This is a genomic window from Clavibacter quasicaliforniensis, from assembly GCF_051201715.1.
GTDB classification, from domain to species: Bacteria; Actinomycetota; Actinomycetes; order Actinomycetales; family Microbacteriaceae; genus Clavibacter; species Clavibacter seminis.
On sequence record NZ_CP139624.1, the window covers coordinates 2,188,656 to 2,211,769 of the forward strand.

Here is a 23,114-nt window from a genome sequence, read left to right on the forward strand (position 1 = left end):
TGCTACTCCGCGGCGGGCGCGGAGTCGACCGCCAGCGCGGCCTGCTCGACCGCGAGGTCGCGACGCGCCGAGATCTTGCTCGGCAGCGACCACAGCTCGATGAAGCCCTTGGACAGCGACTGGTCGAACGTGTCGCCCGTGTCGTAGGTGGCCAGGTCGAAGTCGTACAGGCTCGACTCGCTGCGGCGGCCCGTGACGACCGCGCGTCCGCCGCGCAGCGTCATGCGGATGTCGCCGGAGACGTGGCGCTGCGAGTCCTCGATGAAGGCGTCGAGCGATCGCTTGAGGCCGGAGAACCAGAGCCCGTCGTAGACGAGGTTCGCCCAGTCCTTCTCGACGCCGCGCTTGTAGCGGCCGAGATCGCGCTCGATCGTGAGGCTCTCGAGCTCCTCGTGCGCCTCGATGAGCGTCATGGCGGCGGGGGCCTCGTAGACCTCGCGGCTCTTGATGCCGACCAGGCGGTCCTCGACGACGTCGATGCGGCCGATGCCATGCGCGCCCGCGGCCGCGTTGAGCTCCTGGACGATGCGGAGCGGCGAGTAGCGCACGCCGTCGATCGCGACGGGGACGCCCGACTCGAACGTGATGGTGACCTCGGTGGCGTCGCGCAGCACGTCGGGATCCTGCGTGTACTCGTACAGGTCCTCGATGGGTCCGTTCCACGGGTCCTCGAGGAAGCCGGTCTCGACCGCGCGGCCCCAGACGTTCTTGTCGATCGAGTACGGGCTCTTCTTGCTCTGCTCGATGGGCAGGTCGTGCTCGTTCGCGTAGACGATGGCCTTGTCGCGCGTGAGCGCGAGGTCGCGGACCGGCGCGATGGAGGTCAGGTCGGGCGCGAGCGCGGCGACGGCGGCCTCGAAGCGGACCTGGTCGTTGCCCTTGCCGGTGCAGCCGTGCGCGACGCTGTTCGCGCCGAGCTCGTGGGCGACGCGCGCGAGGTGCTTGGCGATCAGCGGGCGGCTGAGGCCCGAGACCAGCGGGTAGCGCTTCTGGTACAGCGCGTTGGCCTTGAGCGCGGGGACGATGTAGTCGTCCGCGAACTCGTCCTTCGCATCCACCACGACGGCCTCGACGGCGCCGCAGTCGAGCGCGCGCTGCCGGATGACCTCCATGTCCTCGCCGCCCTGGCCGACGTCGACGGCGAGGGCCACGACCTCCTTGCCGGTCGCGTCCTTGAGCCAGCCGATGCCGACCGAGGTGTCGAGTCCGCCGGAATATGCCAGTACCACGCGTTCGGCCATGCCGTTCTCCGTTTCGTTGCTGAGGTGTCTCGGGGTGTGGGGGCTGCGTCAGGACTGGCGCAGGAGCCAGACGAGCAGCGCCTTCTGGGCGTGGAGGCGGTTCTCCGCCTCGTCCCAGACCACCGATCGCGGGCCGTCGATGACCTCGGAGGCCACCTCGTACTCGCGGTCGGCGGGAAGGCAGTGCAGGAAGATCGCGTCGTCGACCGCGTGCTCCATGAGCTCCGTCGTGACCTGGTAGGCGCCGAGCTCGGCCAGGCGCTGGGCCTTCTCCTCCTCGCGGCCCATCGACACCCAGGTGTCGGTGATGACGACGTCGGCGCCCGTGACGGCTTCGACGGGATCCGCGAGGATCCGGACCGAGCCGCCCGTGGACGCGGCGATGCGCTCGGCGTCCGCGACGACGGCCTCCGACGGCACGTAGCCCGCGGGGGCGGCGATGCGGACGTGCATGCCGGCGGTGACGCCGCCGAGGAGGTAGGAGTGCGCCATGTTGCTGGCGCCGTCGCCGAGGAAGACCAGGGTCTGGCCGGCGAGGTCGCCGCGGTGCTCGCGGATGGTGAGCAGGTCGGCGAGGATCTGGCACGGGTGGAAGTCGTCCGACAGCGCGTTGACGACCGGGACCGTGGTGCCCGCGGCCATCTCCTCGAGGCCCGCCTGGCCGTAGGTGCGCCAGACGATGGCGGCGACCTGGCGCTCGAGCACGCGCGCGGTGTCGCTCGCGGTCTCCTTGCCGCCGAGCTGGCTGTTGGCGGTGCTGATGATGAGCGGGACGCCGCCGAGGTCCGCGATGCCGACGGCGAACGAGACGCGGGTGCGGGTGGAGGACTTGTCGAAGATCACCGCGACCGTCTGCGGGCCGGCGAGGGGGCGCTCGGACCAGCGCTCGCGCTTGAGCTGCACCGCCAGGTCGAGCACCTCGGCCTGCTCGGCCGGGCTCAGGTCGTCGTCGCGCAGGAAGTGGCGGGTCATCGCATCGCTCGCTCTCGGGGGACTCGGGATCGCTCAAGCCTAGGGGACGTGCGGGGGTGCCCGTCGACGGGTGCCGCATGGGGCCCGGACCGTCGTGTCGGCCGGCCCTGCGCGGTTCAGCGCAGGTGCGCCAGGGCGCGGCCGAAGCGCTCGCGGAAGTCGCGCACCTCGTCGTCGCCCACGATGAGCGGCGGCGCGATGCGGAGGCTGCGGGCGTTCGGCGCGTTGATGATGAGCCCCTCGCCGAGCGCGGCGGCCGCGATGCGCCCGCCGTCCTCGTGGTGCAGGCCCACGCCGATGAGGAGGCCGCGACCGCGGACCTCGGCGATGAGCGGCGAGTCGAGGCCCGTGATGGCCGCGCGGATCTCCTCGCCGCGGCGCGCGGCGTTCTCCACGAGCCCGGCGTCCTCGATCTCGGCGAGCACGGCGTTCCCCGCCGCGGTGGCGAGCGGGTTGCCGCCGAAGGTGGATCCGTGCTGGCCCTTCTGCAGGAGGTCGGCCGCGGCGTCGAACGCGACGAGCGCGCCGATGGGCACGCCGCCGGCGATGCCCTTGGCGATCGTGACCGCGTCCGGACGGACGCCCTCGTGCTCGTACGCGAACCAGCGGCCGGTGCGCCCGACGCCGGTCTGGATCTCGTCGAGGATGAGCAGCGCCCCGTGCTCGCGCGTGAGCTCGCGGGCGCGGCGGAGGAAGCCGGCGGGGAGGTCGACCACGCCGGCCTCGCCCTGGATCGGCTCGAGGATGAGCGCCTGGACTGTGTCGTCGACGGCGGCCTCGAGCGCCTCGAGGGTCGGCGCGATGTGCTCGACGCCGCCGGGCAGCGGGAGGAACGGCGCCTGCAGCGCGGGCTGGCCGGTGAGCGCGAGCGCGCCCATCGTGCGGCCGTGGAAGGAGCCCTGGAGCGTGATGACGCGCGTGCGCCGCTCGGATCCGTTGCGGCGCGCCAGCTTGAAGGCCGCCTCGTTCGCCTCGGCGCCCGAGTTGCCGAAGTACACGCGGCCGCTGTCGCCCGCTCCCGTGATGCGGCGCAGGCGCTCGGCGAGCGCGATCTGCGGCGGCGTCGCGAAGTAGTTGGAGACGTGCGCGAGCGTGGACACCTGCTCCGTGACCGCGCGGATCAGCGCCGGGTGCGCGTGCCCGAGCGAGTTGACGGCGATGCCGGCGAGGAAGTCGAGGTACTCGCGTCCGGTCGAGTCCCACACGCGGCAGCCCTCGCCGCGCACCAGCATGGCGAGCGGCGGGGGCGACGAGCGCATCATGGCGGCCTGGAAGCGGTCGGACCACTCGCTCTCGGTCTGGGTGGTGCGGCGCTCTGGCTGGGTCGTGGTCATGCGGGCACGACCTCCGTTCCGATTCCGTTCGTGGTGAAGATCTCGAGGAGCATCGAGTGCGGGATGCGGCCGTCGATGATCGCGGCCTTGGGCACTCCCCCGTCGACGGCCTCGAGGCACGCCGCCATCTTCGGGATCATGCCCGACTCGAGCGACGGCAGGAGCGCGCGGAGCTCGTCCGCGCGGATGTCGGAGACGAGCGATCCGCGGTCGGGCCAGTCGCGGTAGAGGCCGGCGACGTCCGTGAGGATGACGAGCTTCTCGGCGCCGAGGGCCACGGCGAGCGCGGCCGCCGCGGCGTCCGCGTTGACGTTGAGCGAGACGGCGGGGTCGGACTCGTCGGGCGCGATGGAGGAGACGACCGGGATGCGGCCGGCGTCGAGCTGCGCGAGCACGGCCGTGGGATCCACGGAGACCACGTCGCCCACGAGGCCGAGGTCGACCTCGACGCCGTCGACCACGGCGCCACGACGGCGGCCCGTGAAGAGCCCCGCGTCCTCGCCCGAGACGGCGGCCGCGAGTGGGCCGTGCGCGTTGATGCCGCGCACGACGTCCCGGCTGACCTGGCCGGTGAGCACCATGCGCACGACCTCGAGGGCCTCGGGCGTGGTGACGCGGTATCCCCCGCGGAACTCGCTCTCGATGCCGAGGCGCGTGAGCATCGCGCTGATCTGCGGACCGCCGCCGTGCACGACGACCGGACGCAGCCCCGCGTAGCGGAGGTACACGACGTCCTCGGCGAAGGTGCGCGTGAGCTCCTCGTCGACCATGGCGTTGCCGCCGAACTTCACGACCACGATGCGGTCATGGAAGCGCTGCAGCCACGACAGCGACTCGATGAGCGTCGCGGCCTTCGACTCGGCCTGCGCCTGGTCGCGCTCGGCGGCGTCCTGCGTGATGGCGGTCACGTCCGTCCCGTCTGCGCCGCCCATCAGCTGGCGTACGCGCTGTTCTCGTGCACGTAGTCGTGCGTGAGGTCGTTGGTGAGGATGGTCGCGGTCGCGTCGCCCGCGTGCAGGTCGATGAGGACGTGCACGGCGCGCGGGTGGAGGTCGACCAGATCGCGGCTCTCGTGCGGCTCCCCCGCGCGGCACACCTGGACGCCGTTGATGGCGACGTCGATGCCGTAGGGGTCGAACGCGGCGCCGGTCGTGCCGACGGCCGCGAGCACGCGGCCCCAGTTGGGGTCGTTGCCGAAGACGGCGGCCTTGAAGAGGTTGCTGCGGGCGACCGCGCGGCCGACCTCGACGGCGTCGTCGTCGGACGCCGCGTGGACGACCTCGATGGCGATGTCGTGCGAGGCGCCCTCGGCGTCGGCCTGCAGCTGCTCGGCGAGGTCGGCGCACACCGCGGTGAGCGCGGCCTGGAACGCGTCCGCGTCCGGCACGACGCCGGATGCGCCGCTCGCGAGGAGCGTGACCTGGTCGTTGGTCGACATGCAGCCGTCGGAGTCCAGGCGGTCGAACGTGACGCGCGTGGACTCGCGGAGCGCGGCATCGAGCGCGGTGCTGTCGAGGTCGGCGTCGGTGGTGATCACCACGAGCATCGTCGCGAGCCCCGGCGCGAGCATGCCCGCGCCCTTGGCCATGCCGCCCACCGTCCAGCCGTCGTCGGAGGATCGCACCGACTGCTTCGGCTTCGTGTCGGTGGTCATGATGGCGCGAGCCGCGTCGTCACCGCCGCCGTCGGTGAGCGCGACGGCGACGCGGGCGACCCCGTCCTCGAGCTTCTCGAGCGGGAGCTGCTCGCCGATGAGGCCGGTGCTGCAGACGAGCACGTCGCCGCTCGAGACGTCGAGCGCGCGGCCGACCGCCTCGGCGGTGGCGTGCGTCACCTGGAACCCGCGGGATCCCGTGTAGCAGTTCGCCCCGCCGGAGTTGAGGACGACGGCGCTCACCCGGCCGTCGCCGATGACCTGGCGCGACCAGAGGATGGGGTTCGCCTGGCAGCGGTTGCTGGTGAAGACCGCGGCGGCCGCCTGCGACGGGCCGGTGTTGCGGACGAGGGCGACGTCGAGCGCGCCCGTGGACTTGAGGCCCGCGGCGACCCCTCCTGCGACGAAGCCGCGTGCGGCGGTGACGCTCACGGGGCGACCCCGTTCACCGGGAGGCCCATGGCCTCGGGGAGTCCGAGCGCGATGTTGGCCGACTGGATCGCCGCGCCCGCCGTGCCCTTGACCAGGTTGTCGATGGCCGTGACCGTGACGACGCGGCCGGCGGCCTCGTCGATGGCGAGGCCCACGAGCGCGGTGTTGGAACCCGTGACGTCGGACACGTTCGGGAACGACCCCTCCGGCAGCAGGTGCACGAACGGCTCGTCTGCGTAGGCGAGCTCCCACGCGGCGCGCACGTCGTGCGCGGAGAAGCCGGGGGCGAGGCGCGCGGTGGCCGTGGCGAGGATCCCGCGGGCCATCGGCACGAGCACGGGCGTGAAGGAGACGCTCACGTGCCCGCCGCCCGCAGTCTCGAGGTTCTGCCGGATCTCCGGCGTGTGGCGGTGGGTGCCGCCGACCGCGTAGGCGCTCGCGGATCCGAGGATCTCGCTGGCCAGCAGGTTCGTCTTCAGCGACCGACCGGCGCCGGACGGCCCGACGGCGAGCACCGCGACGATGTCCTCCGGCTCGATGACGCCCGCGCGGATGCCCGGCTGGAGGCCGAGCGTGATGGCGGTGACGTTGCAGCCCGGGACGGCGACGCGCTTCACGCCCGACAGGCGCGTGCGCTGGGTGCCGCCCTCCTCCGCGTGCAGCAGCTCGGGCAGGCCGTACGGCCAGGCGCCCGCGAAGTCGCCGCCGTAGAACGCGTCCCACGCGGCCTCGTCGACGAGCCGGTGATCGGCGCCGCAGTCGACCACGAGGGTCTGGTCGTCGAGCTCGGCCGTGATGGCGCCGGACTTGCCGTGCGGCAGCGCGAGGAAGACCACGTCATGGCCGGCCAGCTGCTCGGCGGTCGTCTCGACGAAGGTGCGGTCGGCGTACGAGGTGAGGTGCGGGTGCACCTGACGCAGACGCTCGCCCGCGTTCTGGAATGCGGTGAGCGTCTGGACCTCGAGGCGCGGGTGGTCGGCGAGCAGGCGGAGGAGCTCCCCGCCCGCGTAGCCGCTGGCACCCGCCACGGCGACTGAGAATGACATGCCTCAAATCTAGTGCCGGTGCCGGAGGGGTCCCGCCGGCCGGGCGCCCGCAGACGCACGCGCGGGCGGGCCCTCCCTGAGGAGGAGCCCGCCCGCGTGGACGATCGTGCGGCGACCGCCGCGGGGCGCCTACTCCCGGAGCGCCGCGCCGAACCGCTCGGCGGCGAGCCGGACGGATCCGTCGCGGGCATCGCTCGCCTCGGCCGCCGTCAGCGTGCGGTCGGGCGCCCGGAAGCGGAGCGCGAACGTGAGCGAGCGGGTGCCGTCCGCGACGCCGGGACCGCGGTAGTCGTCCACGAGCCGGGCGGACTCGAGCAGGTCTCCCGCGCCCTCGACCACCGTGCGGAGGAGCTCCCCCGCCGGCACCTCGAGCGGCACCACGAGGCTGAGGTCCTGCGTGGCGACGGGCATCGAGGTGAGCGTGCGCACCTCCACGGCGCCGCCGGCGAGCTCGACGAGCAGGTCGAGGTCGACCTCGGCGAGGGCGACGCGCTCGGGGAGGTCGAGCTCGGCGGCGAGCGCGGGCAGCAGCTCGCCCGCGAAGCCGACGATGACGGGGCCGTCGGCGGTCACGGCCTCGACCGCGGCCGTGCGTCCGGGATGCAGGGCGATGTGGCTGCCCTGCTCGAAGCGGATCTCCACGCCCACCGCGTGCGCCAGCTGCCGCACGGCGTCGAGCGCGTCGACGAGGCCCGCGCGCTGCGCCGGGGTGCCCGGCTGCTTCGGCACGGCGTCCCCGAGGATCAGCACGCCGACGTGGCGCGGCTGCGGCGGGATGCCCGCATCCAGCGCCCGCAGCGTGTCCGCGTCGGGGCGCGCGGCTCCGGGCGGCATCTCGGGCGAGCCGTACGCGACGCCGGCCCGGGGCAGGAACACGGTGCCGGTCTCGAAGAGCGCGAGGTCGGTGGATCCGCGCGACAGGTTGCGCCGCGCGATGTCGACGAGCCCCGGCAGAAGCGAGCGGCGGAGGTACGGGAACGCGACGTCGAGCGGGTTCGCGAGGCGCACCGCGGGCGCGTCGTCGCGGTCGGCCGCGCCGAAGCGGGCGTTCTGCTGCTCGGACGCGAACGGCGACCCCATGACCTCGCTGAGCCCGGACGCGGCGAGCGCGATCGAGGCCTGGCGTCGGAGGCGCTGCGCGGCGGTGAGGCCGCGGCCCGGGGGCGCGACGGGCAGCACGGCGGGGATCCGGTCGTAGCCGACGATGCGCGCGACCTCCTCCACGAGGTCCGCGCGGTGGCGGAGGTCGGGTCGCCAGGTCGGCGGGGTGACGACGAGGACGCCGTCGCGCTCCTCGAGCGCGCAGCCCACGTCGACGAGCGCGTGGCGCACCTCGTCCTCGGTGTAGTCGACGCCGACGAGCGACGCGGGGTAGCCGAGCGGCAGCTCGATCGCCTCGCGCGGCGCGGTCGTGTCGAGGATCGAGCCGAGGCCCTCGGCGTGGCCGCCGGCGAGCTCCTCGAGGAGCTGCACGGCGCGCGCGGCGGCGGCCGGGGCGATCCGGGGATCCACCCCGCGCTCGAAGCGCTTGGACGCCTCGCTCGGCAGCTTGTGCCGGCGAGCGGTGCGGGCGATCGACACCGGGTCGAAGCCGGCCGCCTCGATCAGCACGCGGCTGGTGCCCGCGCCGATCTCGGTGGCCGCGCCGCCCATGACGCCCGCGAGCCCGACCGGGCCGGAGTCGTCGGCGATGACGAGGTCCTCGGAGTGCAGCGCGCGCTCGCGCCCGTCGAGCGTGACGAGCGTCTCGCCCTCGGCGGCGCGGCGGACGACGATCCCGCCCCGCAGCCGGTCGAGGTCGTACCCGTGCAGGGGCTGGCCGAGCTCCAGCATCACGTAGTTGGTGATGTCGACCACGAGCGAGATGGAGCGGACGCCCGCGAGGGTGAGGCGCGACACCATCCACGGCGGAGTGGGCCGGGACACGTCGATGCCCGAGACCACGCGCGTGACGAACACGTCGGCGCCGGAGCGGCCGCGGATGGGGGCGGCGTCGTCGACGCGCACCTCCACGCCCGCGACGGGCGCGTCGGCCGCGAGCAGCGCGAGCGCGTCGGCGGGGTCGGTGAACGCGGCGCCCGTGGCGTGGGCGTACTCGCGGGCGATGCCGCGGATCGAGAACGCGTAGCCGCGGTCGGGCGTGACGTTGACCTCCACCGCCTGGTCGTCGAGGTGGAGGAGCGCGAGGGCGTCCGTGCCGACCTCCGGGTCGAGGCCGAGCGAGGAGAGGACGAGGATCCCGTCGTGCTCCTCCCCGAGGCCGAGCTCGCGCGACGACGCGATCATGCCGTCGGACACGTGCCCGTACGTCTTCCGGGCGGAGATGGGGAACGGGCCGGGGAGCACCGCGCCGGGCAGGCTCACCACGACCTTGTCGCCGACGACGAAGTTGTGCGCGCCGCAGACGATGCCGCGCACGTCCTCGCCGCCGTCGGCCGCCGTGGCGCCCTCGGGCGCGACGCGGACGGAGCACCAGTTGATGGTCTTGCCGTTCGTCTGCGGCTCGGGGCTCGCCTCGAGCACCTGCCCGACGACGACGGGGCCGGAGATCGAGAACGCGTGCACGTCCTCCTCTTCCAGGCCCACCCTCACGAGGGAGGCGTGGACGTCCTCGGGGGTGACCCCCGCGGGGAGCTCGACGTGCTCGCCGAGCCAGCTGATCGGGATCCTCACGACTACACCACCATCCCGAACTGCGCGCCGAATCGGATGTCGCCCTCGACGATGTCGCGCATGTCGGAGAGGTCGTTGCGGAACATGAGGGTGCGCTCGGTGCCCATGCCGAACGCGAAGCCCTGGTACTCGTCGGGGTCGATGCCCGCGGAGCGCAGCACGTTCGGGTTCACCATGCCGCAGCCGCCCCACTCGATCCAGCGGGGTCCGCCCGCGGCGGCCGGGTGCCAGACGTCCATCTCGGCGCTCGGCTCGGTGAAGGGGAAGTAGTTGGGGCGGAGGCGGATGCGCGCGTCCTGGCCGAACATCGAGCGGGCGAAGTGCTCGAGCGTGCCGCGGAGGTGCGCCATGGTGAGGCCGCGGTCGATCGCGATCCCCTCGATCTGGCGGAACGCGGGCGTGTGCGTGGCGTCGAGCTCGTCGCTGCGGAAGGTGCGGCCCTGCGCGATCGTGTACACGGGAAGCTCGTCGGCGAGCAGCGTGCGGATCTGCACGGGCGAGGTGTGCGTGCGCAGCACGAGGTGCGCGTCGGTCGGATCCACGTAGAAGGAGTCCTGCATGGCGCGCGCCGGGTGGTCGGGCGGGAAGTTGAGCGCGTCGAAGTTGAACCACTCGCTCTCGAGCTCGGGGCCCTCGTTCACCTGCCAGCCCATGCCGACGAAGATGTCGGCGATGCGCTCCTCGAGCATGGTCAGCGGGTGGCGGGCACCGGCGCGCCAGCGGCTCGGCAGCGCGGTGACGTCGACGGCCTCGGCCACGAGCCGCTCGGCGGCCTCCTGCTCCTGGATCTCCGCCTCGCGCGCCTGGAACGCCTGCGTGACGCGGGCGCGCGACTGGCCGACGAGCTTGCCGGCGTCCTTTCGGTCGGCGGGCGGCAGGTCGCGGAGCGATCCGTTCAGCCGGGCGAGCGGGGACGCCTCGCCGATGTGGGCGGAGCGCGCCTGGGCGAGCGACGCGGAGTCGGTGGTCGCGGCGAGCGCGGCCATCGCCTGCTCCACGGCGGCGCCGACGGTCTCCTCGGAGATCTGGGGTTCGGACATGAGGCCCGAGTCTACCGATCGGGGGTGCCGCTCCCGGCCCGCGACCGGCCCGCGACCTGCCCGCCGCGGGCTCCCGCGAGCGGCGCCCGCGCTGCGCCTACGCCCCCTGCGACGTCCCTGCCGCGACGGTCTTCGCCACGCGCGGTCCGCGCTTGCGGGCGAGCCGCCGCGCGATGGTAGACACCGTGAGGTTCAGCACGAGGTACATGCCCACCATGACCACGAAGATCGGCAGCGAGTTGGCGCGGCTCGTCGCCTCGAGGATCAGCTCGCCCTGCTTGGTGAGGCCGACGAGGCTGACGATGGTGCCGAGCGCGGTGTCCTTGATGAGCACGACGAGCTGGGCGACGATGATCGGCAGCATCGTCCGGAACGCCTGCGGGAACTCCACGAGCAGCCGGTTCTGCAGCGGCCGGAGACCGATCGCCAGCCCCGCCTCGCGCTGGCCGCGCGGCAGGCCGAGGATCCCGGAGCGCAGGGCCTCGCCGATGATCGCGCCGTTGTAGAGCGCGAGCGCCGTGACGACCGACCAGTACGGGCCGATGGGGAAGATCAGGTAGATGAACAGCATCATCAGCAGCACGGGCATGCCGCGGAAGAACTCGAGCACCACGGTGACGGCGTAGCGGATGACCCGGTGCTCGCTCATGCGGAGGAGCGCGAGGACCATGCCCAGGAGGATCGCGAGGACCGCGGCCACCGCGGCGGACTGCAGCACCACGACGAGGCCCCGGAGGAGCAGCTGCCAGACGAGCGGGTCGTTGAGCACGAGCCAGATGTCGGGGCTGAACTGCCCCGCCTGCTGCAGCTTGACCGCGGCGAAGGCGAGCACGGCCACCACGATGACCGCCGTGACGACGGAGAGGATGCGGGAGCGACGGCGGGCCTTCGGGCCGGGCACGTCGTAGAGGACCTGGCTCATCGGGAGACCGCCACTCGCTTCTCGAGGTGGTCCGCCAGCTGGCCGAGCGGGACCGTGATGATGAGGTAGAAGAACGCGACGCCCACGAACACCCAGACGACCGCGTCGCCGTTGGCGTTCGCGACGTCACGGCCCACGTTGAACAGCTCGTAGATGAAGTACGCGCCCGCGATCGACGTGTTCTTGGTGAGGGCGATGACGACGTTGATCAGCGGCGGGATGACGGTGCGCACGGCCTGCGGCAGGATCACCGACCCGAGCGTCTGCGAGAACGTGAGCCCGATGCTGCGGGCGGCCTCGGCCTGTCCGACGGGCACGCTGTTGATGCCCGAGCGGATCGCCTCGGCGAAGAACGGCGCCGTGTAGAGCGTGAGCGCGAGCACCGCGGCCGTCATGAACGGCAGCGCGCCCGAGATCGACGTGATCACGACGCTGAAGAAGGTGAACACGAGCAGCAGCGGGGTGTTCCGCAGCAGCTCGACGTAGACGGTGGAGGTGGCGCGGAGGCTCGCGACGGGCGAGATCCTCATCGCGGCGATCACGACCCCCAGCGGGAGGGCGAACAGCACGGTGAGGACGAGGAGGCGCAGCGTGCCGCCGAACCCCCGCAGGAACACGTCGAGATTGTCGAGGATCACATCCACGGCGCACCTCCTATGGTCTGCACCCGGCGGGCCGGGCGATGGTCGGATCCGGGCTCGTCGCGCTCGGACAGGGGACGGGTCCCGCGCGCGCATCAGCGCACGCGGGACCCGGTGGGACTAGTAGCGGTCGATCGCCGGGGGCTCCGGCGTGTCGATGACCGTGCCGGCCGTCGCCTCGAACAGGCGCGCCCAGGTGCCGTCGTCGTAGGCCTCCTGCAGCGTGTCGTTGATGAACGTGCGGAACGCCTCGTCGTCCTTGGCGACTCCGATGCCGTAGGGCTCCTGGGTGAAGGTCTCGCCGTCGCCGACGAGCTTGAACTCGCCCTCGTTCTGGTCGATGAAGCCGGAGAGGATCACGTTGTCGGTCGTGACGGCGGCCACCTGGCCGTTGCGCAGCGGGTCGAGGCACTTGCTGTAGACGTCGGTGGGCACGACGACCGCGCCGAACGTGGCCTCGATGTTCGCGGCGGGGGTGGATCCGGCGACGGAGCAGACCTGCTTGCCGCGGACGTCCTCGGGCGTGTTGATGGTGGTGTCGTCCGCGAGGACCATGAGCGCCTGGCCGGCGACGTAGTACGGTCCCGCGAAGTCCACGACCTCCTTGCGCTTGTCGTTGATCGTGTAGGTCGCGACGACCGCGTCGACCGAGCCGTTCTGGATGAAGGGCTCGCGGTTCGCGGACACCGTCTCCGTGAACTTGATGCCGTCGAAGGGGATGCCCATCTTGCTGGCGACGAGCGCGGCGATCGCGACGTCGAAGCCCGCGGGCTTGCCGTCGAGCCCGGCGAGGCCGAAGAGCGGCTGGTCGAACTTCGTGCCGACCTTCATCTCCCCTGCCGCGGCCAGGCGGGCCATCGTGGTGCCCTCGTCGAACGTCGGGTTCTCCGCGAGCGCGAGCTTGTAGGGGCCGTCGCCGTTCTCGGGGGCGTTCGTGCCGGCGTCGATGCCGCTGTTCGACGCGCTGCCGGCCGCGCCGCAGCCCGTGAGGGCGACGACGACGATCGCGGCGGCCGCGGCGATGGTCAGTTTCCTGTTCTTCATGGTTCCCGTTTCTCTGCTGGTGAGGTGGATGACGGACGCGATGGGGATCGCTCGTGGTGCGTGGTGCGGGTCGTGCCGTGGTGCGGCGCCCGGACGCGCCTGCCTCGGCGGCGTCCGGATGCGGGAGGGCGGGAGGGCGCGTGCCCTCCGCGCGCGTCAGTGGGCGAGGATCTTGGAGAGGAAGTCCTTCGCGCGGGGGCTCTGCGGGTCGTCGAAGAAGGCCTGCGGGGTGGTGTCCTCCTCGATGGCGCCGTCGGCCATGAAGATCACGCGGTCCGCGGCCTTGCGGGCGAAGCCCATCTCGTGGGTGACGACCATCATCGTCATGCCGTCCTTGGCGAGGCCGACCATCACGTCGAGGACCTCGGTGATCATCTCGGGGTCGAGCGCCGAGGTGGGCTCGTCGAGGAGGATCAGCTTCGGGTCCATCGCGAGCGCGCGGGCGATCGCGACGCGCTGCTGCTGGCCGCCCGAGAGCTGGGCCGGCATCTTCTGCGCCTGGTTGGCGACGCCGACGCGGTCGAGGAGCTCCATCGCCCGCTTCTCCGCCTCGGCCTTGCCCTGCTTGCGCACCTTGATGGGGCCGAGGGTCACGTTCTCGAGCACGGTCTTGTGCGCGAAGAGGTTGAAGGACTGGAACACCATGCCGACGTCGGCGCGGAGGCGCGCGAGCTCGGCGCCCTCGGACGGGAGGTCCTGGCCGTCGATCGTGATGGTGCCGTCGTCGATGGTCTCGAGCCGGTTGATCGCGCGGCACAGCGTCGACTTGCCCGACCCGCTGGGGCCGATGACGACGACGACCTCGCCGCGGTTCACCGTGGTCGAGATGTCCTTCAGGACGTGCAGGTCACCGAAGTGCTTGTTGACGTGGGATACGACGACCAGGGGCTCGCCGACCGCTGCTGCGGCGGGCGAGGCGGGGTCCGCCGTCGGGCTCTGCTCCATGCGAACACCATATCCATGCCGGTGTTTCGTCCGCGTTTCCGCGGGGCATCGTCACCCCATCGTGACGCGTCGGCCGCGTTTCCGCCGATCAGGGGCGGTGCCGACACCTACCGGACGGCGATCACCCGTGAGGGGTCCGGCCTCGGGCGGTCAGGCCCGCTGCGCGAACGCCGACTCGTAGAGGCAGACGGATGCGGCCGTCGCGAGGTTCATCGACTCGGCCTGCCCGTAGATCGGCACGACGACGGCGCGGTCGGCGAGGGCGAGGTGCTCGTCCTGGAGGCCGCGCGCCTCGTTGCCGAAGAGCCAGGCGGTGGGGCCGGCGAGCCCGCCGGACGTGCGCTCCGCGAGGAGGTCGTCGCCCTTGACGTCCGCGGCGAGGACCTGCAGCCCCGCCGCCTTCACGCGCTCGAGCACGGCGTCGAGCTCGGGCATGATCGCGACCGGCAGGTGGAAGAGCGAGCCCGTCGTGGCGCGCACGACCTTGGGGTTGTAGAGGTCGACGGAGCGGCCCGTGAGGATCACCGCGTCGGCTCCCGCGGCATCGGCAGCGCGGATGATGGTGCCGGCGTTGCCGGGGTCGCGCACCTCCTCGAGGATCGCGATGAGGCGCGGGTCGTCACCGAGGATCTGCTTGAGCGACGTCGGGAACTGGCGGCAGACGCCCACGACGCCCTGCGGGGTCACGGTGTCGGCCATGGACCCGATCACGTCCTCGGTGACGAACTCGACCTCGACGCCCGCCTCGCGGACGGCGCGCGCGAGGTCCGGGTAGCGGTCGAGGGCCGTGGGGGTCGCGAACAGCTCCTGGACGAGGTCGGGCCGGAACGCGAGCGCCTCCGAGACGGCCTGCGGCCCCTCGAGGAGGAAGAGGCCCGTGTCGGCGCGCGCGTCCCGCTTCGCGAGCTTGGCGACGCCACGGACACGCGGGGAGCGGGGGTTGTCGAGCATGGCCCAACACTAACGGCGCGCCCCCGGATGGGGACGCGCCGTCGGCGGTGGTGCGGGATGCGCTACGCGTTCGCCGCGACCTTGGGGGCCGAGGTGTTCGCGGGCAGGGCGGCCTTGGCCGTCTGCACGAGCGACGCGAAGGTCGCGGGCTCGTGGACCGCGAGCTCCGCGAGGATGCGGCGGTCGACCTGGACGCCGGCGAGCGAGAGGCCCTGGATGAGGCGGTTGTACGTCAGGCCGTTCGCACGGGCCGCGGCGTTGATGCGCTGGATCCAGAGGCGGCGGAACTCGCCCTTCTTCGCGCGGCGGTCGCGGTACGCGTAGACGAGGGAGTGGGTGACCTGCTCCTTGGCCTTGCGGTACAGACGCGAGCGCTGGCCGCGGTATCCGGCGGCGCGCTCGAGGATGACCCGACGCTTCTTGTGGGCGTTGACGGCCCTCTTGACTCTTGCCATTTCAGTTATTCCTATTCGAATTCAGGTGTCGCGGACGACGAGGGGCCTAGCGGCCGAGGAGCTTCTTGGCGACCTTCATGTCGGCCTTGGCCAGCGGCTGGTCCTGGTTGAGTCGCGCCTTGCGCCCGGAGGACTTGACCTCGAGGTTGTGCCGCATGCCCGCCTGCTGCTTCATGATCTTGCCGCTGCCGGTGACCTTGAAACGCTTCTTGGCACCCGAGTGGGTCTTCTGCTTAGGCATTGTTCTCTTCTCTCGCTTCTCGTGCGCTCGCCTTGGTGGCGTCGCGCTTCGCGTTGGCCTCGGCCTTGGCCTCGGACTTGTTCTTGTGCGGTCCGATGACCATGACCATGTTGCGGCCGTCGATCGTGGGGGTGGACTCGACGCTGCCGAACTCGGCGACGTCCTCCGCGAACATCTTGAGCAGTCGCACGCCCTGGTCCGGACGCGACTGCTCGCGTCCGCGGAACAGGATCATGGCCTTGACCTTGTCGCCGTCCTGCAGGAAGCCCTCGGCGCGCTTGCGCTTGGTCTCGTAGTCGTGCTTGTCGATCTTCAGGCGGAAGCGCACCTCCTTGAGGATGGTGTTCGCCTGGTTGCGACGCGCTTCCTTGGCCTTCTGCGCGGCCTCGTACTTGAACTTGCCGTAGTCCATGATCTTCGCCACGGGGGGCTTGGAATTGGGCGCGACCTCGACGAGGTCGAGGTCGGCTTCCTGCGCGAGCCGGAGTGCGACGTCGATGGATACGACGCCGACCTGCTCGCCTGCTGGGCCAACGAGGCGAACCTCGGGAACTCGGATTCGATCGTTGGTACGGGGATCGCTGATGGACTGCTCCTATTCGTGTCTTCGGGTGGCCCGGCGGCTCTCGGGGAGCCGCTCGGATTCGAGACGAGGAGGGTTCTTCACCAGGGTGCGACGGATCCGTCGTACTCGGCAACACGCCCATGCCCGCGTGATGCGGGGCTCCCGTCCTGCGCGGTTCCCGCTGGGGAGCCGTTCGGACGGGGGAGCGAAATCGACCCGGTAACCTATGGAGGCGGTCAAGCGCGGGTGGGAGATCAATCCTCTTTCGAACCGGGACTGTGACAGCCCCGGAGCCGTCGATCAGCATAGCAGACGCCGACCCCGGCGGCCACGACGAGCTCCCGCCGCCTCCGCCATCCGGCACCGCCACCCAGCCCGAGGACACAGATGACCGACCAGGCCCAGCCCGACCCCGCGACCACCGCGCCCGCCGACCCCGCGTCCGCCGGTCCGGCCGACGCCCACGTGCACCGCTTCGAGGAGCCCGCCGCGACCGGCGACGGCAGCTCGGCCGCGGGCGTCGCGGACGACGACACCGCCGACTTCGTCGCCGACCAGTACGCGCGTGACATCGCGGAGGTCTCCGCCGTCGAGGTCATCACGACCACGGCCGTCCACCTCATGAGCGCCGCGGCCGTGAAGTGCGGGCTCGCCGACGACCCCGCCACGCAGACCGACCTCGCCGAGGCGCGGAAGCTCATCATCTCGCTCGCGGGCCTCGTGACCGCCGCGTCCCCGGAGCTCGGAGACCAGCACGCGCGCAGCCTCCGCGACGGCCTCCGCTCCCTGCAGCTCGCCTTCCGCGAGGCGTCGCCGTACCCCGACGCCGTCGGCAAGGGACCGGGCGAGAAGTACACCGGCCCCGTCTCCTAGGCCAGCCGCCCGCTGGGGCTCGCGAGCCGCGCCCGCAGGTCAGCGCGCGGACGTGATCCGGAGCCCCATGCTGTCGACCCGGTCGGCGAGGACCGCGCTCCGGGACCACTCCCCCTGCAGCCGTGCCAGCAGCGCGTCGAGCGCCGGGCGGTCGAGGCCGTCGACGAGCTCCAGCGCGATCATCAGCTCCGGCCCCTCGAGGCGTGCGCGCGGATCGCCCGGCGCCGTGCTCACGGACACGACCGCGGGCTCCTCGGCGACGCTCGCCTCCAGCGCCGCGACCACCTCCGGGTCCTCGGGGCTCGGGATCCACGGCAGCGACCGCGCGACCGCCCACACCGCCGGCCGCCGCAGGACGAACTCGGTGTCGGACATCGGATCGACGACCACGAGGTCGGTCTCCTCGCTCGCCGCGGCCAGCGCCACCCGGACGGCGTCCGCGGGGACGGGACGCGCGGCGGGGTTCCACCTCGCCATCGCGGCGACGGACGTGAAGACCGGCATGACGGTGCGCCCGTCGGGCCCGGCCACCGTGATGATCGACAGCTCGGCGCTCTTGTCGGCCTTCAGCCCGTGCGCGCCCTCACTCTCCTCGCCGAGGCGGGCGACCAGCGGGATCAGCAGGCGCGCATCGCGGAGCGCGTCCACGACCGCGGCCTGCCCGACCTCGCCGCGACCGTGCCGCGCGAGCGCTGCCGTGACGGCGGGCGGCGCGGATCCGTCGTCGTCCGGGAACGGGGTGGGCTCGAACGACCGGCCCGCCCAGGGGGTCCCGGCCGAGTCGGCGTGCGGAGAGGATCCCGTCATCGCTCCCCGGCGACGTCGAGCGCCTCCCCGAGCGTGAACGCGCCCGCGTAGAGGGCCTTGCCGACGATGGCGCCCTCCAGACCCAGCGGCACGAGCTCACGGAGAGCCTGGATGTCGTCGAGGCTCGAGACGCCACCCGAGGCGACGACCGGACGCTCGGTGCGCTCGAGCACATCCCGGAGCAGCTGCAGGTTCGGGCCCTGGAGCGTGCCGTCCTTCGTGACGTCGGTGACGACGTAGCGCGCGCACCCGGCGTCCTCGAGGCGCTCGAGGACCTCCCAGATGTCGCCCCCGTCCTGCGTCCAACCGCGAGCGGAGAGGGTGCGGCCGCGGACGTCGAGCCCGACCGCCACGGCCTCGCCGTGCTGGGCGATGACGCTGGCGGCCCACTCGGGGTTCTCCAGCGCGGCGGTGCCGAGGTTGATGCGCGTCGCGCCGCTCTCGAGCGCCACGTCGAGCGAGCGATCGTCCCGGATCCCGCCGGACAGCTCGATCTGCACGCCGTCGATGGCGCGGATCACACGGGAGATCACCGACAGGTTGTCCCCGCGGCCGAACGCGGCGTCGAGGTCGACGAGGTGCAGCCACTCGGCGCCCTGCTCCGCCCAGTCGCGGGCGGCGTCGACGGGGTCGCCGTAGCCGGTCTCGGTGCCGGCCGCGCCCTGCGTGAGGCGGACGGCCTGGCCTCCCGCCACGTCGACTGCGGGCAGCAGGGTCAGGCGGGGGGTGCTGGTGAACTCGCTCATGGGGCCTTCCATCGATGGGGCGCGGGCGTGCGGGATGCCGCACAGGGCGGCGGGTGGGATGCGTCAGGCGGCGCGGAGGGTGCCGAGCCAGTTCGCGAGCAGCCGGATCCCGGCCGCGCCCGACTTCTCGGGGTGGAACTGCGTGGCGGAGAGCGGGCCGTTCTCGACGGCGGCGACGAACCGCTCTCCATGCGTGGCCCAGGTGACGCGGGGCGCGGGCAGCGGCGGGAGCGGGTCGATCCCCCACGTGCGCGCGGCGTACGAGTGCACGAAGTAGAAGCGCTCCTCCTCGAGACCCGCGAACAGCGCCGACCCCTCGGGCACGTCGACCGTGTTCCAGCCCATGTGCGGGAGCACGTCCGACTCGATCCGGTCGACCGTGCCGGGCCACTCCCCCAGGCCGGCCACGTCGACGTCGCGCTCGACGCCGCGGTCGAACATGACCTGCATGCCTACGCAGATGCCCAGCACCGGGCGGCCTCCCGCCAGACGGCGGTCGACGACCCGGTCGCCGCCGGCCGCCCGCAGCGCCGTCATCACGGCGGAGAACGCCCCGACGCCGGGGACGAGGAGGCCGTCGGCCTCGTGCGCCCTCTTCGCGTCGCCCGTCAGCTCGACATCGGCGCCGGCCAGCTCGAGCGCCTTGACGGCGGAGTGGACGTTCCCGCTCCCGTAATCGAGGACGACGACGGAGGGCCGCGTCACAGCGCGCCCTTCGTGGAAGGGATGCCGGACACCCGCGGGTCGAGCTCCTTCGCCTGACGGAAGGCGCGCGCGAAGGACTTGAACTCGGCCTCGGCGATGTGGTGCGGGTCGCGCCCGCCGAGCACGGTGACGTGCACGGTGAGGCCGGCGTGGAAGGTGATGGCCTCGAACACGTGGCGGACCATGGATCCGGTGAAGTGGCCGCCGATGAGGTGCATCTCGAAGCCTGCGGGCTCGCCCGAGTGCACGAGGAACGGACGGCCGGAGATGTCGACGACCGACTGCACCAGGGCCTCGTCGAGCGGCACGAGCGCGTCGCCGAAGCGGGCGATGCCGGACTTGTCGCCGAGCGCCTCGCGGATGGCCTGCCCGAGGACGATCCCGACGTCCTCCACGGTGTGGTGCACGTCGATGTGCGTGTCACCCGTGGCGGTGACCCTGAGGTCGGTGAGGGAGTGCTTCGCGAACGCGGTGAGCATGTGGTCGTAGAACGGCACCGACGTGCTGATCTCGGAGGCGCCGGTGCCGTCGAGGTCGAGCTGGAGATCGATGGTGGACTCGCTGGTCTGCCGCGTGACGTGCGCGGTGCGCGCGAGGGTGCTCATGGGATCCATGCTACCGATCGGTTCCCCTCCAGCCGCCGCGCTCCCGGCCGCCACCGGGAGCGCGGCGGCTGACCGCCGTTCGCGTGCGACGACCCATGCGGCGTCGCCCGAGGATCAGTGCGCGTACTCGGTGGGGACGGCGAGCTGCTGGCCAGCCGCGACGTCCGACGACGGCAGGCGGTTGAGGTCGACGACCGACGCGATGACGTCGCGCGGGTCGGCCGACGGCGCGATCTCTTCGGCCAGGTCCCACAGGGACTGGCCGCTGGAGACGGTGACGTACTCGAACGTGGTGCCCGAGGCGTCCTTCGACGCGACGGCCGCGCCGCCGTTGAGCGCGACGAAGCCGGCGCCCAACGCGAGGGGAGCCGCGACCAGCGCGGTGAGGACGAGTCGCCCCCGGCGCGTGATGCGCAGGCGCGTACGGGGCGCGACGGCGGCCTCCGCGACGGGTGCGACGGACGGGGCGACGGTGGTGGTGGCTGCGGTGTTCATGGTGACCTCTCGTGCGAGACGGTGGGGCGTCGATGCGACGCACCCGGCGGTGCAGTGCGGTGCGGCATGCGATGCGGGTCCGGCAGCTCGCACCCGGCTCTCGGCCGGGAGAGCCGGGTGCGAAGCTGTGTTCCGAACATACATTCGAAACCCAGGCTCCGCAAGCCCTCATCGCCTCGATCCGGCCCCTAACGGCGCGACACGCTCGAACAGGTGTTTGTACGAGGTGCCCCAGCTGGATACAGTTTCGAGTGCCTGGTGTCCATTCCACCCGGCACCACCGACATCGCCCCCGCGAGGGCGTCGGCCCGCCGGGTCGACGTGCCGCGGAGGCGTCGGCGACGAGAGGCGGGCCGTGACATGACGGACGAGCGAGCGGCGGGAGGCGGCGCGACGAGGCGCCGCAAGAGCCTCAGCGACAAGCAGATCTCGATCCTGGAGTTCATCCAGCGCACCATCGCCGGCCAGGGCTACCCGCCGAGCATGCGCGAGATCGGCGACGCCGTGGGCCTCGCGTCGCTCTCGAGCGTCACGCACCAGCTCAACCAGCTCGAGCTCTCCGGCTACCTCCGCCGCGACCCGAACCGGCCGCGCGCCCTCGAGGTCCTCATCGACCTGCCCGGCAGCGGCGCCGCGGAGAGCGGCGAGCCGTCGACGCCCGTGGGCGACGCCGCCATGGTGCCCATGGTCGGCCGCATCGCCGCCGGCATCCCCATCACCGCGGAGCAGATGGTGGAGGAGGTCTTCCCCCTCCCCCGTCAGCTCGTCGGCAAGGGCGACCTCTTCATGCTGCGCGTCGTCGGCGACTCGATGATCGACGCGGCCATCTGCGACGGCGACTGGGTCGTCGTCCGCCAGCAGAAGACCGCGGAGAACGGCGACATCGTCGCGGCCATGCTCGACGACGAGGCCACGGTGAAGGTGTTCCGCCAGCGCGACGGCCACACATGGCTGCTCCCCCGGAACAGCGCGTTCGAGCCCATCCTCGGTGACTTCGCGGAGGTCGTCGGCAAGGTCGTCGCGGTCATGCGCTCCGTCTGATCCCCCCGCACGACGCACGAGAGCGGCCGGTCCCCGAGGGGATCGGCCGCTCTGCTGCGTGCGGGCTCGAACCTGCGCACGATGCCGCGGATCAGGCTGTGGGCACCACCGAGTACGCCTGGACCTGCGCCTGCTGCTCGGCCGTCACGAGCGCGCGCACGCGCGTGCCCTCCTCGACGTACGAGGTCTCGACCACCTTCGCGCCGTCGTGGAGCATGGCGACGATCTCGCCGTGCTCGAACGGCACCAGGAGGTCGACCTCGATGGTCGGCTGCGGCAGCAGCTCCGCGATGCGGCGACGCAGCTCCTCGACGCCCTCGCCCGTGCGGGCCGAGACGAAGACGCCCTGCGGCGCGAGGCCGCGCAACACCACGCGGTCGCCGTCGGAGGCGAGGTCGCTCTTGTTGAACACCACGATCTCGGGGATGGACGAGGCGTCCACCTCCGCGATGACCTCGTGCACGGTCGCGAGCTGGGCCGCGGGATCCGGGTGCGACGCGTCGACGACGTGCACGAGCACGTCCGAGTCGGCGAGCTCCTCCAGCGTCGAGCGGAAGGCCTCGACCAGCTGGTGCGGCAGGTTGCGCACGAAGCCGACGGTGTCGGCCAGCGTGTAGAGCTGCCCCTGGTCGGTCTCGGTCCTGCGCACGGTCGCGTCCAGGGTCGCGAAGAGCGCGTTCTCGACGAGCACGCCGGCCTTCGTGACGCGGTTGAGCAGCGACGACTTCCCGGCGTTCGTGTACCCGACGATCGCGACCGAGGGCACCGAGTGCCGGTCGCGGTTTGCGCGCTTCGTGTCGCGCGCGGGCTTCATCGCGGCGATCTGCTTGCGGAGACGCGCCATGCGCGTGTTGATGCGCCGGCGGTCGAGCTCGATCTTGGTCTCACCCGGACCGCGCGATCCCATGCCGGCACCCGCGCCGCCGACCTGTCCACCTGCCTGGCGCGACATCGAGTCGCCCCACCCGCGGAGGCGCGGGAGGAGGTACTGCAGCTGCGCGAGCTCGACCTGCGCCTTGCCCTCGCGGCTCTTGGCGTGCTGGCTGAATATGTCGAGGATGACCGCGGTGCGATCGATGACCTTGACCTTCACCACGTCCTCGAGCGCACGCCGCTGGCTCGGGGCGAGCTCGGTGTCCGCGATGACGGTGTCCGCGCCGACCGCTGCCACGAGCGCGCGCAGCTCCTCGGCCTTGCCGCGGCCGAAGTAGGTGCTGGGATCGGGCGTCGGACGGCGCTGCAGCAGTCCGTCGAGCACGACGGCCCCTGCGGTCTCCGCGAGGGCCGCGAGCTCGCGCATGCTGTTCTCGGCGTCGTCGACGGAGCCCTGCGAGTACACGCCGATGAGCACGACGTTCTCGAGGCGCAACTGCCGGTACTCGACCTCGGTGACGTCCTCGAGCTCGGTGGAGAGGCCGGGGACCCGACGGAGCGCCTGGCGGTCGGCGCGCTCGCTCTGGTCGCCGTCCGATCCCTGCTCGGTGTCGGGGTTCGCGGACAGGGCCTGTGCGCCGGACCCGCGGAAGAGGGCGTAGCCGGCCGACCGGTTCTCCGCTCGGGCGAGGACGCGCGCGACGACGTCGTCCCGGTCGGTGTTCTCGGTGGACGTCGTCGTCGTGTCCGCGGGCTCGTGGTCGTGCTCGTCGTGCGTTGTCATGTGCTCCCATCGTAGCGCGGGCGTCCGGT

The 23,114-nt window shown here is 72.3% G+C and carries 24 protein-coding genes; 2 read left to right on the top strand and 22 right to left on the bottom strand.

Going from position 1 to position 23,114, the window contains the following annotated elements:
• Positions 1–2: 2 nt before the first annotated feature.
• The 16 genes from NL142_RS10430 to infC form a co-directional block, all read right to left on the bottom strand.
• On the bottom strand, positions 3–1,241 hold the full coding sequence (locus tag NL142_RS10430) for an argininosuccinate synthase (protein ID WP_435079318.1): 1,239 nt from the start codon (positions 1,239–1,241) through the stop codon (positions 3–5).
• A gap of 48 nt (positions 1,242–1,289) precedes the next feature.
• On the bottom strand, positions 1,290–2,213 hold the full coding sequence (argF, locus tag NL142_RS10435) for an ornithine carbamoyltransferase (RefSeq protein WP_435079320.1): 924 nt from the start codon (positions 2,211–2,213) through the stop codon (positions 1,290–1,292).
• A 116-nt stretch (positions 2,214–2,329) separates the two neighbouring features.
• Entirely contained in the window at positions 2,330–3,547 is a 1,218-nt protein-coding gene (locus tag NL142_RS10440; protein ID WP_435079322.1) for an acetylornithine transaminase, read from the bottom strand.
• Positions 3,544–4,455: an acetylglutamate kinase gene (argB, locus tag NL142_RS10445; protein WP_435079324.1), complete on the bottom strand. Its 912-nt coding sequence runs from the start codon at positions 4,453–4,455 to the stop codon at positions 3,544–3,546. The genes NL142_RS10440 and argB overlap by 4 nt, the downstream gene beginning before the upstream one ends.
• Before the next feature lie 23 nt (positions 4,456–4,478).
• Entirely contained in the window at positions 4,479–5,633 is a 1,155-nt protein-coding gene (gene argJ, locus NL142_RS10450) for a bifunctional glutamate N-acetyltransferase/amino-acid acetyltransferase ArgJ (protein WP_194684579.1), read from the bottom strand.
• Positions 5,630–6,679 (bottom strand): N-acetyl-gamma-glutamyl-phosphate reductase, encoded by a 1,050-nt coding sequence (gene argC, locus NL142_RS10455; protein ID WP_435079326.1) that lies wholly within the window; start codon positions 6,677–6,679, stop codon positions 5,630–5,632. Before argC ends, argJ begins: the two co-directional genes overlap by 4 nt.
• Before the next feature lie 129 nt (positions 6,680–6,808).
• Positions 6,809–9,352 carry a phenylalanine--tRNA ligase subunit beta gene (gene pheT, locus NL142_RS10460; RefSeq protein ID WP_435079328.1) on the bottom strand — a complete coding sequence of 848 codons (2,544 nt, stop codon included), beginning with the start codon at positions 9,350–9,352 and terminating at the stop codon, positions 6,809–6,811.
• 2 nt (positions 9,353–9,354) lie between these two features.
• On the bottom strand, positions 9,355–10,392 hold the full coding sequence (gene pheS / locus NL142_RS10465; protein WP_435079330.1) for a phenylalanine--tRNA ligase subunit alpha: 1,038 nt from the start codon (positions 10,390–10,392) through the stop codon (positions 9,355–9,357).
• A 97-nt stretch (positions 10,393–10,489) separates the two neighbouring features.
• Positions 10,490–11,314: an amino acid ABC transporter permease gene (locus tag NL142_RS10470; RefSeq protein ID WP_194684583.1), complete on the bottom strand. Its 825-nt coding sequence runs from the start codon at positions 11,312–11,314 to the stop codon at positions 10,490–10,492.
• Complete coding sequence (locus NL142_RS10475; protein ID WP_194684584.1) at positions 11,311–11,958, bottom strand: amino acid ABC transporter permease; 648 nt, start codon at positions 11,956–11,958, stop codon at positions 11,311–11,313. Before NL142_RS10475 ends, NL142_RS10470 begins: the two co-directional genes overlap by 4 nt.
• 117 nt (positions 11,959–12,075) lie before the next feature.
• The gene (locus tag NL142_RS10480) at positions 12,076–12,999 is read right to left on the bottom strand and encodes a glutamate ABC transporter substrate-binding protein (RefSeq protein ID WP_435079333.1); all 924 of its coding nucleotides are present in this window, start codon (positions 12,997–12,999) and stop codon (positions 12,076–12,078) included.
• Between the two features lie 156 nt (positions 13,000–13,155).
• Complete coding sequence (locus NL142_RS10485; protein ID WP_012038694.1) at positions 13,156–13,944, bottom strand: amino acid ABC transporter ATP-binding protein; 789 nt, start codon at positions 13,942–13,944, stop codon at positions 13,156–13,158.
• Between the two features lie 150 nt (positions 13,945–14,094).
• Positions 14,095–14,895 (bottom strand): TrmH family RNA methyltransferase, encoded by an 801-nt coding sequence (locus tag NL142_RS10490; RefSeq protein ID WP_435079336.1) that lies wholly within the window; start codon positions 14,893–14,895, stop codon positions 14,095–14,097.
• Between the two features lie 62 nt (positions 14,896–14,957).
• Positions 14,958–15,350, bottom strand: coding sequence for a 50S ribosomal protein L20 (rplT, locus tag NL142_RS10495; protein WP_012038696.1), 393 nt, complete (start codon positions 15,348–15,350; stop codon positions 14,958–14,960).
• A 46-nt stretch (positions 15,351–15,396) separates the two neighbouring features.
• Entirely contained in the window at positions 15,397–15,591 is a 195-nt protein-coding gene (rpmI, locus tag NL142_RS10500) for a 50S ribosomal protein L35 (protein WP_015490648.1), read from the bottom strand.
• On the bottom strand, positions 15,584–16,177 hold the full coding sequence (infC, locus tag NL142_RS10505) for a translation initiation factor IF-3 (RefSeq protein WP_015490649.1): 594 nt from the start codon (positions 16,175–16,177) through the stop codon (positions 15,584–15,586). Before infC ends, rpmI begins: the two co-directional genes overlap by 8 nt.
• A 366-nt stretch (positions 16,178–16,543) precedes the next feature.
• Here infC and NL142_RS10510 point away from each other — a divergent pair, with 366 nt between their 5' ends.
• Positions 16,544–17,029: a DUF1844 domain-containing protein gene (locus NL142_RS10510; RefSeq protein ID WP_194684587.1), complete on the top strand. Its 486-nt coding sequence runs from the start codon at positions 16,544–16,546 to the stop codon at positions 17,027–17,029.
• A 39-nt stretch (positions 17,030–17,068) separates the two neighbouring features.
• Here the strand turns inward: NL142_RS10510 and NL142_RS10515 are convergent, their stop codons facing one another.
• From NL142_RS10515 to NL142_RS10535, 5 genes are all read right to left on the bottom strand, one after another.
• Complete coding sequence (locus NL142_RS10515) at positions 17,069–17,836, bottom strand: SseB family protein (RefSeq protein ID WP_435079340.1); 768 nt, start codon at positions 17,834–17,836, stop codon at positions 17,069–17,071.
• Positions 17,833–18,582, bottom strand: coding sequence for a bifunctional 1-(5-phosphoribosyl)-5-((5-phosphoribosylamino)methylideneamino)imidazole-4-carboxamide isomerase/phosphoribosylanthranilate isomerase PriA (gene priA / locus NL142_RS10520; protein WP_012038701.1), 750 nt, complete (start codon positions 18,580–18,582; stop codon positions 17,833–17,835). The genes NL142_RS10515 and priA overlap by 4 nt, the downstream gene beginning before the upstream one ends.
• Before the next feature lie 63 nt (positions 18,583–18,645).
• Positions 18,646–19,287, bottom strand: coding sequence for an imidazole glycerol phosphate synthase subunit HisH (gene hisH, locus NL142_RS10525; protein WP_435079342.1), 642 nt, complete (start codon positions 19,285–19,287; stop codon positions 18,646–18,648).
• Complete coding sequence (hisB, locus tag NL142_RS10530) at positions 19,284–19,892, bottom strand: imidazoleglycerol-phosphate dehydratase HisB (protein ID WP_012038703.1); 609 nt, start codon at positions 19,890–19,892, stop codon at positions 19,284–19,286. Before hisB ends, hisH begins: the two co-directional genes overlap by 4 nt.
• A 114-nt stretch (positions 19,893–20,006) precedes the next feature.
• Positions 20,007–20,387, bottom strand: coding sequence for a hypothetical protein (locus tag NL142_RS10535; RefSeq protein ID WP_435079344.1), 381 nt, complete (start codon positions 20,385–20,387; stop codon positions 20,007–20,009).
• Positions 20,388–20,747: 360 nt separating this feature from the next.
• Here NL142_RS10535 and lexA point away from each other — a divergent pair, with 360 nt between their 5' ends.
• Positions 20,748–21,428: a transcriptional repressor LexA gene (gene lexA / locus NL142_RS10540; protein ID WP_012038705.1), complete on the top strand. Its 681-nt coding sequence runs from the start codon at positions 20,748–20,750 to the stop codon at positions 21,426–21,428.
• A gap of 91 nt (positions 21,429–21,519) precedes the next feature.
• Here the strand turns inward: lexA and hflX are convergent, their stop codons facing one another.
• Positions 21,520–23,085 carry a GTPase HflX gene (hflX, locus tag NL142_RS10545; protein WP_435079347.1) on the bottom strand — a complete coding sequence of 522 codons (1,566 nt, stop codon included), beginning with the start codon at positions 23,083–23,085 and terminating at the stop codon, positions 21,520–21,522.
• Between the last annotated feature and the right edge of the window lie 29 nt (positions 23,086–23,114).

Excerpts from the sequence above, each read along its gene's own strand:
- rplT (WP_012038696.1), bottom strand. The coding sequence starts at position 15,350 with ATGGCAAGAGTCAAGAGGGCCGTCAACGCCCACAAGAAGCGTCGGGTC.
- priA (WP_012038701.1), bottom strand. The coding sequence starts at position 18,582 with ATGAGCGAGTTCACCAGCACCCCCCGCCTGACCCTGCTGCCCGCAGTC.
- NL142_RS10440 (WP_435079322.1), bottom strand. The coding sequence starts at position 3,547 with ATGACCACGACCCAGCCAGAGCGCCGCACCACCCAGACCGAGAGCGAG.
- NL142_RS10470 (WP_194684583.1), bottom strand. The coding sequence starts at position 11,314 with ATGAGCCAGGTCCTCTACGACGTGCCCGGCCCGAAGGCCCGCCGTCGC.
- pheS (WP_435079330.1), bottom strand. The coding sequence starts at position 10,392 with ATGTCCGAACCCCAGATCTCCGAGGAGACCGTCGGCGCCGCCGTGGAG.
- NL142_RS10480 (WP_435079333.1), bottom strand. The coding sequence starts at position 12,999 with ATGAAGAACAGGAAACTGACCATCGCCGCGGCCGCCGCGATCGTCGTC.
- NL142_RS10430 (WP_435079318.1), bottom strand. The coding sequence starts at position 1,241 with ATGGCCGAACGCGTGGTACTGGCATATTCCGGCGGACTCGACACCTCG.
- argC (WP_435079326.1), bottom strand. The coding sequence starts at position 6,679 with ATGTCATTCTCAGTCGCCGTGGCGGGTGCCAGCGGCTACGCGGGCGGG.
- hflX (WP_435079347.1), bottom strand. The coding sequence starts at position 23,085 with ATGACAACGCACGACGAGCACGACCACGAGCCCGCGGACACGACGACG.
- NL142_RS10485 (WP_012038694.1), bottom strand. The coding sequence starts at position 13,944 with ATGGAGCAGAGCCCGACGGCGGACCCCGCCTCGCCCGCCGCAGCAGCG.
- hisB (WP_012038703.1), bottom strand. The coding sequence starts at position 19,892 with ATGAGCACCCTCGCGCGCACCGCGCACGTCACGCGGCAGACCAGCGAG.
- lexA (WP_012038705.1), top strand. The coding sequence starts at position 20,748 with ATGACGGACGAGCGAGCGGCGGGAGGCGGCGCGACGAGGCGCCGCAAG.
- NL142_RS10510 (WP_194684587.1), top strand. The coding sequence starts at position 16,544 with ATGACCGACCAGGCCCAGCCCGACCCCGCGACCACCGCGCCCGCCGAC.
- NL142_RS10515 (WP_435079340.1), bottom strand. The coding sequence starts at position 17,836 with ATGACGGGATCCTCTCCGCACGCCGACTCGGCCGGGACCCCCTGGGCG.
- NL142_RS10490 (WP_435079336.1), bottom strand. The coding sequence starts at position 14,895 with ATGCTCGACAACCCCCGCTCCCCGCGTGTCCGTGGCGTCGCCAAGCTC.
- argF (WP_435079320.1), bottom strand. The coding sequence starts at position 2,213 with ATGACCCGCCACTTCCTGCGCGACGACGACCTGAGCCCGGCCGAGCAG.
- NL142_RS10535 (WP_435079344.1), bottom strand. The coding sequence starts at position 20,387 with ATGAACACCGCAGCCACCACCACCGTCGCCCCGTCCGTCGCACCCGTC.
- rpmI (WP_015490648.1), bottom strand. The coding sequence starts at position 15,591 with ATGCCTAAGCAGAAGACCCACTCGGGTGCCAAGAAGCGTTTCAAGGTC.